The sequence below is a fragment of the Cellulomonas sp. URHE0023 genome, assembly GCF_000688475.1.
In the GTDB taxonomy this organism is placed as follows: domain Bacteria; phylum Actinomycetota; class Actinomycetes; order Actinomycetales; family Cellulomonadaceae; genus Cellulomonas.
Genome location: NZ_JIAN01000006.1, coordinates 187,862 through 204,256, shown reverse-complemented (window position 1 = coordinate 204,256; position 16,395 = coordinate 187,862). Strand labels below are relative to the sequence as shown.

At 70.8% G+C, this 16,395-nt stretch carries 14 protein-coding genes and 1 riboswitch; of the genes, 8 read left to right on the top strand and 6 right to left on the bottom strand.

Annotation, left to right across the window (positions count from 1 at the left end; genetic code table 11):
- The first annotated feature begins 84 nt into the window (after nucleotides 1-84).
- From N553_RS22180 to hrpB, 4 genes are all read left to right on the top strand, one after another.
- On the top strand, nucleotides 85-1,497 hold the full coding sequence (locus tag N553_RS22180; protein ID WP_081844503.1) for a glutamate decarboxylase: 1,413 nt from the start codon (nucleotides 85-87) through the stop codon (nucleotides 1,495-1,497).
- Nucleotides 1,494-2,378 (top strand): YrhK family protein, encoded by an 885-nt coding sequence (locus tag N553_RS22175; protein WP_156043800.1) that lies wholly within the window; start codon nucleotides 1,494-1,496, stop codon nucleotides 2,376-2,378. Before N553_RS22180 ends, N553_RS22175 begins: the two co-directional genes overlap by 4 nt.
- Before the next feature lie 210 nt (nucleotides 2,379-2,588).
- The gene (locus N553_RS22170; RefSeq protein ID WP_051640063.1) at nucleotides 2,589-3,470 is read left to right on the top strand and encodes a phosphatase PAP2 family protein; all 882 of its coding nucleotides are present in this window, start codon (nucleotides 2,589-2,591) and stop codon (nucleotides 3,468-3,470) included.
- Between the two features lie 41 nt (nucleotides 3,471-3,511).
- Nucleotides 3,512-6,016: an ATP-dependent helicase HrpB gene (gene hrpB, locus N553_RS0110225; RefSeq protein ID WP_197030009.1), complete on the top strand. Its 2,505-nt coding sequence runs from the start codon at nucleotides 3,512-3,514 to the stop codon at nucleotides 6,014-6,016.
- Nucleotides 6,017-6,141: 125 nt separating this feature from the next.
- On the opposite strand, the gene N553_RS0110220 is transcribed toward hrpB, so the two are convergent.
- The 4 genes from N553_RS0110220 to N553_RS25065 all read right to left on the bottom strand — a co-directional run bounded on the left by N553_RS0110220 (nucleotide 6,142) and on the right by N553_RS25065 (nucleotide 9,098).
- Nucleotides 6,142-6,540 (bottom strand): SHOCT domain-containing protein, encoded by a 399-nt coding sequence (locus N553_RS0110220; protein ID WP_028046432.1) that lies wholly within the window; start codon nucleotides 6,538-6,540, stop codon nucleotides 6,142-6,144.
- 134 nt (nucleotides 6,541-6,674) lie between these two features.
- Nucleotides 6,675-7,499 (bottom strand): DUF4239 domain-containing protein, encoded by an 825-nt coding sequence (locus N553_RS0110215; RefSeq protein WP_028046431.1) that lies wholly within the window; start codon nucleotides 7,497-7,499, stop codon nucleotides 6,675-6,677.
- Nucleotides 7,500-7,625: 126 nt separating this feature from the next.
- A complete protein-coding gene (locus tag N553_RS0110210; RefSeq protein ID WP_034621739.1) occupies nucleotides 7,626-8,867 on the bottom strand; it encodes an amino acid permease in 1,242 nt (413 codons plus the stop codon).
- A gap of 81 nt (nucleotides 8,868-8,948) precedes the next feature.
- Nucleotides 8,949-9,098, bottom strand: coding sequence for a hypothetical protein (locus N553_RS25065; RefSeq protein ID WP_156043799.1), 150 nt, complete (start codon nucleotides 9,096-9,098; stop codon nucleotides 8,949-8,951).
- Between the two features lie 15 nt (nucleotides 9,099-9,113).
- Nucleotides 9,114-9,188: riboswitch (cyclic di-GMP riboswitch) on the bottom strand.
- A gap of 147 nt (nucleotides 9,189-9,335) precedes the next feature.
- On the opposite strand from N553_RS25065, the gene N553_RS0110200 reads away from it, so the two are divergent.
- Both N553_RS0110200 and N553_RS22165 read left to right on the top strand, forming a co-directional pair.
- A complete protein-coding gene (locus N553_RS0110200) occupies nucleotides 9,336-10,112 on the top strand; it encodes a class I SAM-dependent methyltransferase (protein WP_028046429.1) in 777 nt (258 codons plus the stop codon).
- A 114-nt stretch (nucleotides 10,113-10,226) separates the two neighbouring features.
- Nucleotides 10,227-10,439, top strand: coding sequence for a three-helix bundle dimerization domain-containing protein (locus N553_RS22165; RefSeq protein WP_034621736.1), 213 nt, complete (start codon nucleotides 10,227-10,229; stop codon nucleotides 10,437-10,439).
- 21 nt (nucleotides 10,440-10,460) lie between these two features.
- Here N553_RS22165 and N553_RS22160 read toward each other — a convergent pair whose 3' ends face one another.
- Together N553_RS22160 and N553_RS25845 are read right to left on the bottom strand one after the other, a co-directional pair.
- Nucleotides 10,461-12,164: a phospholipase D family protein gene (locus N553_RS22160; RefSeq protein ID WP_051640061.1), complete on the bottom strand. Its 1,704-nt coding sequence runs from the start codon at nucleotides 12,162-12,164 to the stop codon at nucleotides 10,461-10,463.
- A gap of 32 nt (nucleotides 12,165-12,196) precedes the next feature.
- Nucleotides 12,197-12,808: a CD225/dispanin family protein gene (locus tag N553_RS25845; protein ID WP_081844502.1), complete on the bottom strand. Its 612-nt coding sequence runs from the start codon at nucleotides 12,806-12,808 to the stop codon at nucleotides 12,197-12,199.
- A gap of 309 nt (nucleotides 12,809-13,117) precedes the next feature.
- Between N553_RS25845 and N553_RS0110180 the strand changes: the two genes are divergently transcribed.
- Nucleotides 13,118-14,659: an MFS transporter gene (locus N553_RS0110180; RefSeq protein ID WP_051640147.1), complete on the top strand. Its 1,542-nt coding sequence runs from the start codon at nucleotides 13,118-13,120 to the stop codon at nucleotides 14,657-14,659.
- Entirely contained in the window at nucleotides 14,656-16,386 is a 1,731-nt protein-coding gene (locus N553_RS0110175) for a SulP family inorganic anion transporter (protein WP_197030007.1), read from the top strand. Before N553_RS0110180 ends, N553_RS0110175 begins: the two co-directional genes overlap by 4 nt.
- Nucleotides 16,387-16,395 lie beyond the last annotated feature (9 nt).

The following is a 16,395-nucleotide window of genomic DNA, read 5'->3' as shown; positions in this document are numbered from 1 at the left end:
GCTGCTACGTTCGGGAGCGCAGCTACTGCACATCTCTCCGCGGACTGCCGGCCCGAGCACCCGCGATGGACCCGAGGAGCACCCGTGACGGACAAGCCCGACGTGTACGGCCCGATCCACGGCCGGCCCAGCTTTCGGGACCACATCGACCGGGGCACGTTCCCGGAGCACGGCGTCGACCCGGACGAGGCGTACGAGCTGCTGCACACGGGGCTCATGCTCGACGGGCGGGAGACGCTGAACCTCGCGTCGTTCGTGACCACGTGGATGGAACCGCAGGCCGAGAAGCTGATCCACGACTCGCTCCGCAAGAACCACATCGACCACGAGGAGTACCCGGCCGCGTCGCTCGTGGAGGAGGCCGCGGTGCACATGCTCGGCGACCTGTTCCACGCGCCGGACAACGCCAAGGTCGTGGGCGTCGCCACGATCGGCTCGTCCGAGGCGATCATGCTCGGCCTCCTGGCCCACAAGCGCACGTGGCGCAACCGGCGAGCCGCAGCGGGTCTGCCGACCGACCGGCCGAACGTCGTGTTCGGCGCCGAGACGCACGTGGTCTGGGACAAGTTCGCGAACTACTTCGACGTCGAGATGCGCAAGATCCCGATGAAGAAGGACCGGTTCGTGATCAGCGCCGACGACGTCGAACCGCTGGTCGACGAGAACACGATCGCGGTGGGCGCCGTCCTCGGCACGACCCATATCGGGGAGTCGGACCCGATCGAGGAGATCAACGACCTCCTCGTCCGGATCAAGAGGGAGAAGGGCTGGGACGTCCCGCTGCACGTCGACGGGGCCAGTGGCGCGTTCATCGCGCCGTTCGCCGAACCTGAGTTCAAGTTCGACTTCCGGCTCGAGCAGGTGGCCTCCATCAACGCCTCAGGGCACAAGTACGGGCTCGTGTACCCGGGGGTGGGCTGGCTGATCTTCCGGGACGGCTCCAAGCTCCCCGAGGACCTTGTCTTCAGCGTGAACTATCTGGGCGGCGCGCAGCCGACGTTCACGTTCAACTTCTCGCGTGGCTCAGCCATGATCCAGGCGCAGCTGTACAACTTCGTGCGGCTCGGTCGCTCGGGCTACACGTCGATCGTCGAGACCATGCTGGCCAACGCGCGGTTCCTCAACGAGAGCCTCGTCGCCAGCGGCAAGTTCGAGATCCTCAACCCGGGCCTCGCCGAGCCTGTGGTCACGTTCACGCTCAAGGGCGACCCGGGCTTCGACGTCTACCACCTGTCCTCCCGGTTGCGTGAGGACGGCTGGATCGTCCCTGCCTACAGCCTGCCGCCCGACGCTGAGGAGACGCACCTGATGCGGGTCGTCGTCCGGCTCGACCTCAGCCGGCTGATGGTCGAGCAGCTGCTGAAGGACCTGTTCCTGGCCTACGACGCACTCGAGGCGGAGCAGCCGACGCACAAGCAGGGCCGCAAGCCCGACGTGTGGACGTCGCCCGCGCACGCCGCCGCCAAGAGCAAGGCCCGCACCGGCCTGGCGAGATGACCGTCAGCACGACCATTCCCGACCTGCCCGAGGGATGGGCGGTCGTCGAGACCTCCGGCCCGGCGTCGTTCGTGACGGGCGCCGTGCTCGAACGCCCCGACGGGTCCCGCGTGCACTGGAGCTCTCGCCGGCACCGCAAAGGGCTCGGGCTCGTCGAGGACCGCATCCTGGACCCGGCCCGGACGTGGGTCGGTCGTCCGACCGCGCTGAGCTGGTGGATCGGCAGCCTGTTCGCGGTCGGGTCGATCTGCTTCGCGCTGGGCTCGCTGCCCGTCTACGTCGACAACGTCGCCGCACCGGCCGTCGCGTGGACGTTCTTCATCGGTTCGGTGTTCTTCACGAGCGCCGGATACCTCCAGTACCGCGAGGCCGTCGCGGCGCCCGAGGGCATCTTCGTGGACAGGCAGACAAGGGGCCCGCTGCGTCGGATGATCGGCTGGAAGCCGCGGCGGCTCGACTTCTGGGCGGCGTTCGTCCAGCTCGTCGGGACGGTGTTCTTCAACGTCACCACGTTCGCTGCCACCCGCAGCGACCTGACGTTGGCGCAGGAGCGGCACCTGATCTGGGCGCCCGACGTGCTCGGGTCGGTCGCATTCCTCGTCGCGAGCTGGTTCGCCTACTCGGAGGTGAACCGCGGGATCCTGCCGCGCTCGGACCGTTCGACCGGGTGGCGGATCAGCGCGCTCAACCTGATCGGCTCGATCGCGTTCGGGGCGTCCGCGGTCGGCGCGCGGTACGTGCGCTCGACCGGTGAGCTGGCCAACCTCGCGCTCGTGAACCTGGGCACGTTCGTGGGTGCTGTCTGCTTCCTGGTGGGCGCGGCGCTGCTGCCGGTGGAGTCCGCGCGCGACAGGGTCCCGGAGGCCGCGAGCACGCCGTGACCGGACCCGCACGAGCGCGTCGGTGGCTCTGGCGACGGAGCGCCTCGGGCAGGGCCGCATCGGCGGCGGTTCGTCCCGTTCGCGACCATTGCGGGACCGCGAGCGGCGCGCGCGCGACCTTGAGGAGAACTGCTCCTGACATATGTCACACGGCTGGGTTGAGCACGACCGACAAATTCATGTCGTAGGCGTCCGCTAGCCTCATTCCCGATGGTGGGACGAGACGCCGAAGGTAATTTCGCGAGACGCGCAGCTCTGCGCGAGATCGCGCTCGTCATCGTGCTCTACGCGGCGTACAGCGCCACCCGCTTCGTCGTCGGTGGAGACTGGGGCGCGGCGAGGCACCACGCGCTGGACATCCTCGAGGTCGAGCGGTTCCTGCACATCGACGTCGAGCACCAGATCAACCACGCGATCACGCCGATCACACCGCTGGCCGTCTTCTCGGCGTACTGGTACGCGACGATGCACTTCATCGTCACCTGGACCGTCCTGGTCGTGCTCTACATCCGCCGGCCGACGCTGTACCGACCGGCGCGCACGGCACTGTTCGCGGCGACCTTCATCGCGCTCCTCGGGTACATGTTCTACCCGACGGCGCCGCCCCGGCTGACCGGTGGCTACATCGACACGGTGGCCGCCACCTCGCAGTACGGCTGGTGGCCGTCGGCCGCGGAGCAGACGCAGAACGCCAGCGCGGTGACCAACCAGGTCGCGGCGATGCCGTCCATGCACGTCGGCTGGGCATTCTGGGTGAGCCTGGTGCTCGCATGTCTGACCCGCCGACGGTGGCTCAAGGTCGTCGCGTTCGGATACGTCGCGACGACCACGGCCGTCGTCGTCCTCACGGCGAACCACTGGCTCCTCGACGCAGTCGCCGGTGGCGGGCTCGTGCTCGTCTGCTGGTGGGCCGCGAGCGCCCAGTACCGGTCCGCTACGTCGGCGGCTCGTCAGCGCACGGCGATCGCGGTACCAGAGGACTACGCGCTCACGGCGGCGGAGAACCGTGCCCAGTCCGACCTTCCGGAGCCTCCCGAGGCGAGGGACGTGCCCGTGCACGAGCGTGATCCGGGTCGACCCTCGTCAGGTTGAGGGTGTCCGCACGGGACCGTGCACCACGGCAGACTCCATCCGTGGACGTCGAACCGCTTGCGAGACTGCTGGCCGACCCGCCTGACCTTCCGGTCCGGTCGGCGGTCGCCGAGGTGGTCGCAGCCGTGACGATGCACGGCGTCCTCGTCGTGCAGGCACCCCCCGGAACCGGGAAGACCACCCTCGTCCCGCCCGCAGTGGCCTCGGCCGTCGCCGGCCGCGTCGTCGTGACGCAGCCTCGCCGGATCGCTGCGCGGGCGGCAGCGCGCCGGCTCGCCCACCTGCTCGGTGAGCCTCTCGGGCGGACGATCGGCTACACCGTCCGTGGAGAGAGCCGCACGAGCGACGCGACCCGGATCGAGGTCGTCACGACGGGCGTCCTGCTGCGGCGGCTCCAGCGCGACGCCGAGCTGGTCGGTGTGGGCGGGATCGTCCTCGACGAGGTGCATGAGCGGCACCTCGACGGCGACCTCGCACTCGCACTGCTGGTCGACGTCCGTGCGCACCTTCGGGACGACCTCGTCGTGGTCGCCATGTCGGCGACCGTCGAGGCGAACCGGACGGCGGACGTCCTGGGCGGCGCGCCCGTCGTCGCGGTCGAGGGCGCGTTGCACCCGGTCGAGACGCTCTGGTGCCCGCCGCCGGCACGCGTGGCGCGCACCGACGAGCGAGGTGTGACGCCTGGGTTCCTGGACCACGTCGCCTCGACCGTTCGACGGGCCCTCGACGAACGCTCCGGGGACCTGCTCGTCTTCCTGCCGGGCGCCCCCGAGATCGGGGGCGTCGTCCGTAGGCTCGCGGGCCTCGACGTCGACGTGCGGCCCCTGCACGGCAGGCTCCGCGCAGCGGACCAGGACCTTGCGCTCGCACCCGGGCCACGGCGTCGGGTGGTGGTGTCGACCGCCGTCGCGGAGTCCTCCCTCACCGTCCCCGGGGTCCGCGTGGTGGTCGACGCCGGGTTCTCGCGGCAGCCGCGGACGGACCACCGCCGTGGCCTGGCCGGGTTGGTGACCGTGAGCGTGAGCAAGGCTGCTGCCGAGCAGCGCGCAGGACGCGCGGGTCGGGAAGGGCCAGGTGCGGTCTACAGGTGCTGGTCCCAGGCCGACGACGCGCGGCTCCAGGCGCATCCGGAGCCGGAGATCCGGACCGCGGACCTGACGGCTTTCGCTCTCGAGCTCGCATGCTGGGGGAGCCCCCGAGGGACCGACCTCGCGCTCCTGGACCGACCGCCCGCCGCGGCCCTGGAGGTCGCCGTCGAGACCCTGCGAGAGCTGGGTGCGGTCGGGCAGGACGGAACCGTCACCCCACGGGGTCGGGCCGTCGCGGCGCTGCCGACAGATCCCCGCCTCGCGCGGGCCCTGCTCGACGGGGCGCAGGTGCTGGGCGCGCGTCGCGCCGCCGAGGTGGTCGCGCTGCTCACCGAGGACGTGCGGTCGCCGGGTGGTGACCTGGTTGCTGCCCTGCGCGGTGTGCGGCGTGGTGGACCCGACGGCGAACGCTGGAGGTCGCAGACCGAACGGCTGCTGGCCTCGTTGCCTGACCGCGCAGCCGCGGTGCGGGCCGGGACGCAACCGTTGACCGACGACCTGGCTGCGGCGTTCGTCGTCGCGCTCGCGTACCCGGACCGCATTGCACGGCTGCGGGCGGACGGCGGTTCCTACCTGATGGCGTCGGGCACGGGCGCGACGCTTCCTGCGGGGTCTGCGCTGACCGGGTTCGCCTGGCTGGCCGTCGCCGAGGCGGATCGCGGCCTCGCGCGGCGCGACGCGACGATCAGGTCAGCGGCACCGTTCGACCTGGACCTGGCGATCGAGGCCGCACCGGCCCTGGTGAGGGAGGACGAGCACGTCACCTGGCAGTCCGGCCGGGTGGTCGCGCGCAGGGTCCGAGCGCTCGGTGCGATCGAGCTCACGTCCAAGCGTGTCGCCGATCCGGACGCCACGCTCGTGATGAGCGCGGTGAGGGGGGGTCTCCGGAGCGAGGGCATCGAGGTGCTGCGCTGGACGGAGGGTGCCCGCGCTCTGCGTCGGCGGCTCGCCTTCCTGCACCGGGCGCTCGGTGCACCGTGGCCCGACGTGGGCGACGACGCCTTGCTCGCGTCGCTCGACACCTGGCTCGGGCCCGATCTGGCCCGAGCCGCACAAGACCCACGGACGATCGACGTCACCTCGGCACTGCGTCGGCTCCTGCCCTGGCCCGATGCGGCAGCCCTGGACGTGCTCGCTCCGGAGCGTCTGACGGTGCCGAGCGGGTCGAGCGTGCGGGTCGACTACGAGGGTGACCAGCCCGTGCTTGCTGTGCGGCTGCAGGAGACCTTCGGGTGGCGTGACGCACCTCGCCTCGCGGGCGGTCGCGTCCCGGTGCTGCTGCACCTGCTGTCGCCCGCGGGGCGGCCGGCGGCGGTCACCGCCGATCTCGGGTCGTTCTGGCGGACGGGGTACCCACAGGTCCGAGCGGAGCTGCGGGGCCGTTACCCCAAGCATGCGTGGCCGGAGGATCCATCGACTGCCGAGCCGACGCGCGGCGTCCGACGCACCACGCGGTGACACGACGGGCGGCATGTGTCCGGGGGCGGGAGGTTCGGCTGCCGGCGAGGCGAGCCGACCGAGATCACGTCAGACGGGGCGCGCGTGCGTCCGTCGGCGGGTCCTCAGCCGGCTCGCCGGGCGGTTCAGGCCAGGGCCGCGGCCTTGAGCTGCTCGAACTCGGCCTGGTCGATCGCTCCGCTGTCGAGCAGTGCCTTCGCCTTGGTGATCTGGTCGGCGGGCGACTCCCCGGTCGCAGCCGCGGTGCGGATCTGCGCGTTGAACTGCTCCTGGAGAGCCGCGGCCTGTGCCACCGAACGCTCAGCCATGCCGCGGCCGCGGAAGATCAGGTACAGCAGGATGCCGAGGAACGGCAGCACGATCACGAAGAACGTCCACAGGGCCTTGACGCCGCCGCCCGTCTCCTTGTCCCGGAACAGGTCCGAGAAGATCGAGATCAGGAGCCAGAACCAGATCACGAAGAGGAAGAACTCGAGCATCCACAGGAGGACGTCGCCGTTGCCGAACGAAGCTGATGCGTTCATGTCGAGGGTCTCCAGATCCGGGGAGTTTCATGACGGCGTCCGGCCGGCACGGGCAGGAACCGGACAGATCCGGCACCCGCGCCTTGATACTAGGTCCATCGATTCCGGTCGGTGACACCGCGACCATCGAGCCGTCAGGAAGGCCGGCCCGCCTCGTCGCAAGGGAGCGACAGGTCGAGGCCGATCGAGGCGAGCTCCTCGTTCATGATCCGCAGGTTCCGGCTCATCGCCGTGGGTTCCAGCTTGCCGAGCCCGCCACCGTGAGGGTGGTCGAAGAACGTGAGGAGCAGGAGGAGCAGCGTGATGACGACGGTCACGCTGCCCATGAGCATCATCTGCGTGCGGGCCATCTCTCCGCGGTCGGCGAAGAAGAGCATGTACGCGAAGATGACGCCCGAGATGACGTAGAGCACGAGCCACAGCGGGAAGGGGATCAGCCCCTCGGCCCCGTGCACGCGGTCGACACGGGCCTGCTCGCGGGAGGCGGTCTGGTCCATCCAGCGGTCGTACGCGGACTGCACGGTGTCGCTCTCGGGCGTGAAGTCGTTGAGCGTGTGGAACATCTCGACGCCCCACGGGTTGACCGTGTCCCCGAGGGTGCCGTCCGCCATCGCGGGCCACTCCGTGCGGACCACCGACCGTCCGTAGCAGACGAGCTCGCCGCTGAGCTCGTGGGCCGTGTCGGCCGGGAAGAACTGGGCGGTCTCGAGCTGCTGCGCGACCACGGTCGCCTCGGTCTCCGCACCTGAGCGTGCCTGGTCGTAGGAGTCGAACGCCAGGAAGATGATGAAGCCGAGGAGCACCGAGAACCCGGTTGCCAGCACGCCGAACACGCCGGACGCCCGGTCGCCGTCGGTGAAGAAGCTGCCGTGGGGTGCGCGGCGGCGCACGAAGAGCATCGCGCTGCAGGTGAGAGCGGTGACGACGATGACGATGATCGCGCCCGCGACGATGTTCATGGCCCGAAATATACGGGTCCGCGGTGACGATCCGGCTCGCGATGCCTGGTCATGCCGTCCGCACGCGACCTCGGCTCGCGACGGGCCGCGCGTGAGGGTCTCGCAGGCGCGGGTGCCGTCGCCGTGTCAGCGCAGGCGGTGGACGGCCCACTCGAGCGTTGCCAGGACCACGACCACGAGCCCGGCCAGCACCGCGCCGATCGGCAGGGTGCACACCAGCACCAGGCAGCCCACCAGCCCGACGACCGGCAGAACCCGGGGTGGGCGCCCTTCGTCGCGTCGCAGGGTCAGCGCCGACGCGTTCGCTATCGCGTAGTAGACGAGCACTCCGAACGAGGAGAAGCCGATCGCCCCTCGCAGGTCGAGCGTCGCGACGAGGACGAGGACCAGGGCCGCGACCGTCACCTCGGCCGTTCGAGGGGTGCTGGACCGTGCGTCGAGCCGGGCAAGGCGCGCGATCGGCGGTCGGTCGCGCGCGACGGCGACGACCGTCCGCGACACGCCGAGCAGGAGCGCCAGCAACGCACCGAGACTCGCTGCCGCGGCGCCGATCCGGACCGCCGGGGCCCAGGCGGCCCACGACCCGGCCTCCACGACCGCCTGCAGGGGTGCGGAGGTGGCGGCGAGGCCGTGTGCTCCGATCGCGAGCAGTGAGCTCACGGCCACGACCGCGTACACGACGAGGACCACGAGCAGCGCGGTCGCGATGGCGCGCGGGATCGTCCTGGTGGGTTCGCGGACCTCCTCGCCGAGGGTGGCGATGCGCGCGTAGCCCGCGAAGGCGAAGAAGAGCAGACCCGCCGACTGGAGGACGCCCCGGGCGTCGGAGCCCGGGAACGGCTGCAGGTTGGCGGCGGCCGCCGTGCCGCCGCGGAAGGACGCCAGGACGACCACCAGGAGCGCGGCGAGCGACACCAGCACGATCACGGCACTCAGCTGGGTCGTCCGCTGCACGCCCGCCCAGCCCAGGACGGTCAGCATGACGACCGCGAGGACTGCGACGAGCCGCACGTGGTCCGGCGCGACGTACGACCCGACGGTGAGCGCCATGGCCGCACAGCTCGCCGTCTTGCCGACGATGAAGGCCCAGCCGGCCTGGCCGGCCCACAGCTCGCCGAGCCGGTGGCGCGCGTAGACGTACGTGCCGCCTGAGGTCGGGTACACCGCGGCCAGGCGTGCCGACGACGTCGCGTTGCAGTACGCGACGACGGCGGCGACCGCGAGCCCGATCAGCATCCCCGAGCCGGCTGCGGCGGCCGCCGGCGCGAACGCCGAGAAGATCCCGGCGCCGATCATGGCGGACATGCCGACGACGACGGCGTCACGCACGCCGAGCCGCCGGACCATCACCTGAGGAACGGGGGTCACGCCTGGCCCGGGTCTCTGCACGACCCCATCATCGCGTCCGTCGGTAGCGGGCGTCCGCTAGTCCGTCGGAAGGCGTGCGCCTCAGGCGGCGAGGCCGCCGACCTGGGAGGGGACGAGGGCGATTGCCTGGGCCCGAGCGGCCATGGCGCTCCAGGCCTGGAGGCGGCTCTCGGGAAGTGCACGAGCGGTCGTGGCCTCGGAGGGCTCGACGGGGTATCCGCGCTGGTCCATCTGACGTCCTGTCTGTTCGGTAGCCCGGCTGACCGTTGAGGTCCCGTGGCTTTGCGTCCCCGCCTTGCGGCGGGTTTGCCGTGTCGCTGACTTTCCCCACTGTAAGTGAAGATCGACGCCACGTCAGTAGTCTGCGTGAAATTCTTTGGACATATGTCCAGGTTTCACCCGCACCGTCGGCCTGGCGGGCACCGGCGCACGACGTCTGCTCGCCGACGTCGGCGATAGTGTCGCGGCATGGGACTCAGGCAGGTCGCGTGGCGAACCTGCTACGAGCTGCTCGCGGCGCGAGTCCGACAGCCCGAGTGGGCATTCATGAACTACGGCTTCGCCCGTGACGAACCGACCGCCGCACGGCTGCACCTCGAGTCCGTCGACGAGGCCGACCGGTACTGCATCCAGCTGTACGCGCACGTGCTCGACGGCGTCGACATCGGGGGAGCGGACGTCCTCGAGGTGGGTTCAGGCCGGGGCGGGGGTGCGTCGTGGATGAGCCGGTACCTGGGCCCGCGAACGACGACGGGCCTCGACTTCGCCGCGTCCGCCGTCGCACTGAGCCGCCGCGAGCGGCGAGGTCCAGGGCTGACCTTCGTGCGTGGTGACGCCCAGGCGCTCCCGTTCGATGCCGAGTCGTTCGACGTCGTCGTCAACGTCGAGTCGTCGCACTGCTACGCCAGCATGGAGACGTTCGTCTCCGAGGTGTCCCGAGTGCTGCGACCGGGCGGACACCTGGTGTGGGCGGACCTTCGTGACGCGGTCGACGTCGCGACGACGCGCGAACAGCTCGCGTCGAGCGGTCTCGTCTCGGTGCGCGCCAGCGACATCACCGAGGAGGTCCTGCACGCGATGCGACTCGACGACGCCCGCAAGGCAGGACTGGTGCGCGACTGGATCCCGCGACCGTTCCAGGCGGCGTTCCGTCCGCTCGGGGGCCTGGACGGCACCCGCAACCCCCAGGAGATGGCCGCGGGAACCGTGCGCTACCTCAGCGAGACCCTCGTACGGGTGCGCTGAGGATCGGATCGTCGCGCGAGCGGCGTGTCTGCACCGTGACGCTGGTCCAGATCGCCGGGGAACCACCGGACGGAAGTCGTTGACCGGGGCGACCGGCCAGGGGACGCTTCTGCCATGCCCATCGAGAACGAGGGTCACGCGATCGACGAGGTGGTCGAGCGCTTGTCCGCGCGCTACCCGGACGTGCCGGACGTCGACGTGCGAGCACAGGTCGAGGCGCACCTGGCCAAGTTCGCCGACGCGGTCGTCCGCGACTTCGTCCCGGTGCTCGTCGAGCACGAGGTGAGCGGCGCGCTCGCACTGCAGCAGGTCCGCGACGACGCCTAGACGCCCGGTCCGACCGGCGGATCAGTGCTGCCCACGCACCTTCAACCGCAGCGGCCGACCGTCGGGGTCGACGACCGCGTGGTACGGCGGAGCCGCCAGCACGCGCTGCCAGAGCGGCAGGTGCGCCACGGGGTGGACGCGCAGCCTGCCCGGCGGTCGAGGGCCTGCACACCCACCGTCGTGCCACGCGTCGAGGGCCGCCGCGCTGGACCGGACCGCCTCGAACGCGTCGCCGAGGTCCAGCAGCCCCTCGTCCGAGTCGCGGTCGAGATGCTCGCGCCACAGCTCGAGCCGCAGCTCGCGCGCGAAGCCCCGGGCGCCGTCACCGAGACCTGCCGGATCGATCGGCTCGCGTCCGTCCAGGCGTTGGTCAAGGATCGCCGCGGTGAGCTCGGAGTCGTGCGTCCATGACCGGCGGTTGAGGTTGTCACTGCCCACCGTGGCCCACACGTCGTCGACCACGCAGACCTTCGCGTGCACGTAGACCGGGTCGCCCACGTGGTTCTCGACGTCCAGGACCTGCACGCGGTCGCCGCCTGCGGCACGCACGATCTGCAGCGCCCGCACGTGGCCGAGCCGGACCGCCGGCAGGCTGAGGCGCGCGTCCTGGTCGGGGTAGCGCGGGACGACGGCGACGAGGTGGAGACCCGGCTCGCGACGCAGTGCGGCTGCGAACACGTGAGCGACGTCCGCGGACCACAGGTACTGGTCCTCGATGTAGACGAGGCGTCGGGCTCGTCGCAGAGCCTTGGCATATCCCCGCGCGGCGCTCCGCTCTCCCTCAGGTGCGAACGGGTACCCGGGATGGCGCTGGGGGTAGGTGCGCAGGAGCTGGACCGAGCAGGTGCCCGCGTCAGGCGGGGCCGGCGAGGCCGGTGGCAGCCGGTCCGCTCGCCGGTCCTCCCCGTGCAGGTCGTCCGGGACGGCCTGCCACGGCAGCCTGGACAGCGCGGCCGGATCCTCCCAACGCTCACGGAACACGTCCTCGACGTCCCGGACGGCCGGGCCGTGCAGCTCGACCTGGACGTCGTGCCAGGCCGGATGCGGCCCGTACTGGTGCGCGAACGGCTGGGCCTGCGGGTCGCCGCGGTGGTCGGCGTCGTCCCGGCGCCCGTGGGCCAGGTCGATCCCACCGAGGAACGCGGTGTCATCCGCAGGCCGGCCCGAGTGCCGGATGACGACGAACTTCTGGTGGTGGCTCCCGACGGTGCGGACCCGTTGGTCGAGCAGCACCTCACCGCCGACGAGGTTGACGCGTTCGGAGAGGTTGCGGTTCTCCCTGTTCGAGAACCGCAGCCGGTCCAGGTGCGAGCGCCACATCAGTCCCTTCACCAGAGCGCCCCGGAGCACTGCGTCCGACAACGCCTGCGCGACGGTCGCCCCGTCGTCGGTCAGCCGCTCGTCCGGGTCGCCGCGCCAGTCGCTGAACAGGACAAGGTCACCCGGCTCCACCTTCGCCAGCGTCTCGGCGAGAACGCCGAAGTACGTGCCGCCGTGCACGAGCGCGCGCACGGCGTTGCCGTCGGTCCACGGACGGATCCGGGTCGCGTCGTTGCCGCGCTGCGTTCCCGTCAGGAACCAGCCGAGCTCGGTCCGTCCGCTGGCGACCGCAGGCAGCCGAACCCCCGAACGGGAGCCCCGAGGCACGTGCGACCTGCGTCGGAGCACGGGCAGCGCGAAGCGAAGCACGGGACCAAACTCGCACAGGTCGACCGGCGCGGCCACGCGCGTGCCGGCGAACGGTGCCTGCCACGGTGCTAGCCGTCGAAACGCTGCCTGCCGGAGCCGTCGGGCGGACCGAACGGCCGTTCGTTGCCGAACGCGGGGCCGCCGTCCCACCGACCGTCCTCGCGGTCGTGCACGACGGCGGCGACGAGGACCGCCCAGGCGATCGCGGACAGGAGCGACACGACGATCAGGACGCCACCGACGATCACGCTGATGATGCTCCAGCGTCGCGCGATCGCCGACTCGTGAAGGGCGGCGTCGGTGGCGCCGGCTCCGAACGCCCTCGCGGCCCGGTGCGACGCCAGCAGCGCGGGGATCCCGGTCGGCCAGAACAGCAGCATCGCGGCGATCACCCAGCCGACCGGAGCCGACGTCCGTCCTGGGACTGGTGACGTCAGCGCTGCTGGGCCAGGCGGACCCGCAGGTGGCGGCGCGGCGTAGACCGGGGAACCGGCCGGTGGCGACGACGCGTAGGCCGGGGGGTCGGCGGGCGGCGGGGCGTAGACCGGGGGACCGTCCGGTGGCGACGCGACGTAGACCGGGGGGTCGGCGGGCGGCGGTGCCCCAGGGGTCGCGGGATCGGCCTCTGCAGGCGGCGGGACGACCGCTGTCGGGTCGGTGGGGTTCGACTCTTGAGCCATGGTTCCTCCTCGGTCGTGCCTGGTTCGGCGAGGCTAGGCCTGAAAACTGGGAGGACGCTTTGTGTCGGACGGCGCCTCCTGGGCCCGAGCACCGGGGCACCGTCGAACGACCGGTCGTCGTTCGGCACGAGCTGATCGCGTGTTCTGGTCCGTGGAGGGGCTCGGATGCTGTAGGACGGGAGCACGCAGGTGGCGTCCGACAGCTTCCCGTCGAGCGGGTCCTGTCGCGTGTCGCACGAAGAGACCAGGAGAGCGAACGTGAGCACCGGACCCCACGAGGGTGCAGCGCCGAACGGCAGCCGTCGGCTGATGATCCTCCTCGCGATGGCGATGTTCGTCCTGGTAGTCGACACGTCACTGATGAACGTGTCGATCTCCGCGGTCGTCACGGATTTGGACACGACAGCGAGCGGCGTGCAGTCCGCGATCGCCCTCGAGGCGCTCGTGTCCGCCGCCTTCATCCTGATCAACAGCAAGGTCGGCGACCTCGTCGGCCGCAAGCGCGCCTACGTGCTCGGGTTGCTCGCGTACGCCGTCGGTGCGCTCGCCATGACCCTGGCGCAGAGCCTGACCGCGATCGTTCTCTTCTGGGCGATCGTGGGGGGTCTGGGCGCGTCCCTGCTGCTGCCGGCCATGCAGTCGTTGATCCACGGCAACTTCGCGGGCGCGGCGCAGAAGCAGGCGTACGCGCTCGTCGGAGCGGCGGCGGCGATCGCCGCGGCGGTCGGACCGCTGCTGGGCGGATTCGTCACCACCTACCTGTCGTGGCGCGTCGGCTTCGGGCTCGAGGTCGTCGTCATCCTCGTGGTGCTCAGCCAGATCCGCCTGGTTCGTGACGTCCCGTACACCGGTTCCCGGCGGGTCGACGTGGTCGGGGCGGGCCTCTCCGTCGTCGGCATGGGCGGCGTCGTGCTCGGGATCCTGGTCTGGCAGGAGGGCGGCGAGTACGTCGGCGCCCTGATGCTGATCGGTGTCGTGGCGCTCGTGTCGCTCGCCCGGTGGCTCGTGCGACGCAAGCGCGACGCACGCGTGACGCTGCTCGACCCGGACCTGTTCCTGCACCCGAACTTCACGGCCGGGATCTCGGGCCAGCTGCTGCAGCAGGTCACGCTCGGCGGGGCCATGATCGCCCTGCCGCTGTTCTTCCAGATGACGCTCGAGTACAACGCGCTCGAGGCGGGGCTGTCTCTGGCACCGCTCTCCCTGACGATGTTCGCCGCGGCGGTCGTCGCGGGGAAGCGGGCGGGCAACCGACGACCGGCGGCCATCATCCGCACCGGGTTCCTGCTGGCGACCCTGGGGATGGCGGTCATCATCCCGTTCGTCCCACGTGTGGACAGCGGCTGGTACCTCGTGGCGCCGCTCGCCCTGACGGGTGCCGGCCTGGGCCTGCTGGTCTCTCAGCTCAACAACTACACGCTCGCGCCGGTCGAGGAGGAACGCGTCAGCGAGGCGGCGGGGGTGAACTCGGCCGCGGGGTCGTTCGGTCTGTCCTTCGGTCTGGCCATGGCCGGTGGGCTGATGCTTGCCGCGCTGTCCTTCAGCTTCACGAACCTGACCGAGAACAGCGAGATCATCCCCGCAGCCGAGCAGCAGCAGATCGCCGCAGCCCTCGAGGACGACGCCGAGATCATGAGCAGCACCCAGCTGTCGGCGCAGCTGACCGGGTTGCCACCGGACGTCGAGGCAGAGGTCGTCGCGATCAACGACGAAGCTCGCAACATCTCCTTGCAGATCGCCCTGCTCGTGCCTCTGATCGCCGGCCTGCTCGGCCTGGTGAACTCGTTCCGCATGCTGCGGCTGCCCGACCTGGCTCCGTCGTCCGCCCTCGAAGGCATGGACTTCGGGTGAGCGGGAACCGCTCTGCGGCTCCGCAGTCCCACGTCCAGCGGCTGCTGCCGATCGTCGGGTGGATCGGGTCCTACGACCGGCGTTGGCTCCGTAGCGACCTGATCGCCGGGGTGACCGTCGCTGCGCTGATCGTCCCCAAGAACCTCGGCTACGCGGACATCGCGGGGATCCCGGTGCAGAACGGGCTCTACGCCGCAGCCGTCGGCGCGATCCTGTACGCGGTCTTCGGGACCTGCCGGCAGATCTCTATGGGACCGAGCTCGGGTCTGGCCGCAGTCGCTGCGAGCTCGGTCGTCGCGGCCGGCATCACCGACGAGGCCGACATCGCCTCGTTCGTCGCCGGCCTCACACTCGCGTCCGGGCTGCTCTTCCTCGTCCTCGCCGTCGCCAAGATGGGATGGATCGCGCAGTTCCTCTCGCGTGCCGTGGTGACGGGCTTCCTGTTCGGCGCCGCGATCGACGTCGTCATCGGCGAGCTGCCCAAGATCAACGGCACCTCGGTCGAGGGGTCGAACTCGTTCCAGGAGCTGCGCGGCTGGTTCGGCGCGCTGGGTGAGGGAAATCGAACCACTGTGGTCGTCGGTGTGGTGTCGCTCGTGGTGGTGTTCGGGCTCCGCGCCGTCGCCCCGCACGTCCCGGGCGCCCTCGTCCTCGTCGTCGGAGGACTTCTCGCCTCGTACTTCTTCGACCTAGGGGCCCACGGGGTCGCCCTCGTCGGGGACGTGCCGCGCGGGCTGCCGTCGTTCGTGCTGCCGGACGTCGGCCTGATGTGGGACCACGTCCTTCCGGTGACGCTCGGGGCCTTCGCGCTGATGCTGATCGGCTTCTCGCAGACGGCCGGCGACGCACGGGCGTTCGCTGCCAAGCACCGGTACCAGATCGACGTCGACCAGGAGTCGCTCGCGCAGTCCGCCGCCAACATCGGCTCCGGCGTGCTCCAGGGGATGCCCGTCTCGACGAGCCTGTCGGCGAGCTCGCTCAACGACCACTCGGGAGCCCGAACAGGGCTCGCGTCCATCACGTCGGGCGTCACGGTCCTGGCGACGCTGCTCTTCCTGGCGCCGCTGTTCTCCGAGCTGCCCAAGCCGGTGCTCGGTGCGCTCATCATCGAGGCCGTCGTGATGGGCATGATGAACCTGCCCGAGATGCGCCGGATCTACCGGGTCCAGCGGTTCGACTTCTGGGTCGCGATCGCCGCGATCCTGGGCACTCTGGTCTTCGGTGTCCTGGCGGGCGTCATGATCGGCATCGGGCTCTCGCTCATCTGGCTCGTCGGAGTCACCACGCGCCCTGAGATGCCGGTCCTCGGTCGCCAGCCGGGCACGCAGGTGTACCGCGACATCTCCGACAACCCGGGTGACGAGCTGCCCGACGGCGTCGCGGTGGTCCGGATCGACGGTGGTCTCTTCTTCGCCACGGCCGATGCCCTCGAGGACCGCGTGCGCACGCTGATCCAGGAGACGCCAGGCGTGCACGGGGTCGTGGTCACCCTCGAAGGGGTGAACTTCGTCGACTCCCAGGGGTCGGCGAAGCTCGACGAGGTGCTCGTCCTGTGCACCCAGGCAGGGGTGACGCTGCGGTTGGCCCGGTGCAAGCCCGCAGTCCGGGCCGTGCTCGTGCGCGAGGGTTTCGTCGAGCGTCTCGGGTCGGACCACATCCACGGGAACACGCACCGGGCGGTCGAGGCCCAGAAGGCCGCAGCGGCCGAACCTGGCCAGGAGCGCTGACGGCGGTCT

Bases quoted from the DNA above. Each gene is read 5' to 3' on its own strand.
- N553_RS0110180 (WP_051640147.1), top strand. From the start codon at position 13,118: ATGATCCTCCTCGCGATGGCGATGTTCGTCCTGGTAGTCGACACGTCA.
- N553_RS0110215 (WP_028046431.1), bottom strand. From the start codon at position 7,499: ATGAACATCGTCGCGGGCGCGATCATCGTCATCGTCGTCACCGCTCTC.
- N553_RS25065 (WP_156043799.1), bottom strand. From the start codon at position 9,098: ATGGACCAGCGCGGATACCCCGTCGAGCCCTCCGAGGCCACGACCGCT.
- N553_RS22165 (WP_034621736.1), top strand. From the start codon at position 10,227: ATGCCCATCGAGAACGAGGGTCACGCGATCGACGAGGTGGTCGAGCGC.
- N553_RS22175 (WP_156043800.1), top strand. From the start codon at position 1,494: ATGACCGTCAGCACGACCATTCCCGACCTGCCCGAGGGATGGGCGGTC.
- N553_RS0110200 (WP_028046429.1), top strand. From the start codon at position 9,336: ATGGGACTCAGGCAGGTCGCGTGGCGAACCTGCTACGAGCTGCTCGCG.
- N553_RS0110220 (WP_028046432.1), bottom strand. From the start codon at position 6,540: ATGAACGCATCAGCTTCGTTCGGCAACGGCGACGTCCTCCTGTGGATG.
- N553_RS25845 (WP_081844502.1), bottom strand. From the start codon at position 12,808: ATGGCTCAAGAGTCGAACCCCACCGACCCGACAGCGGTCGTCCCGCCG.
- N553_RS22170 (WP_051640063.1), top strand. From the start codon at position 2,589: ATGGTGGGACGAGACGCCGAAGGTAATTTCGCGAGACGCGCAGCTCTG.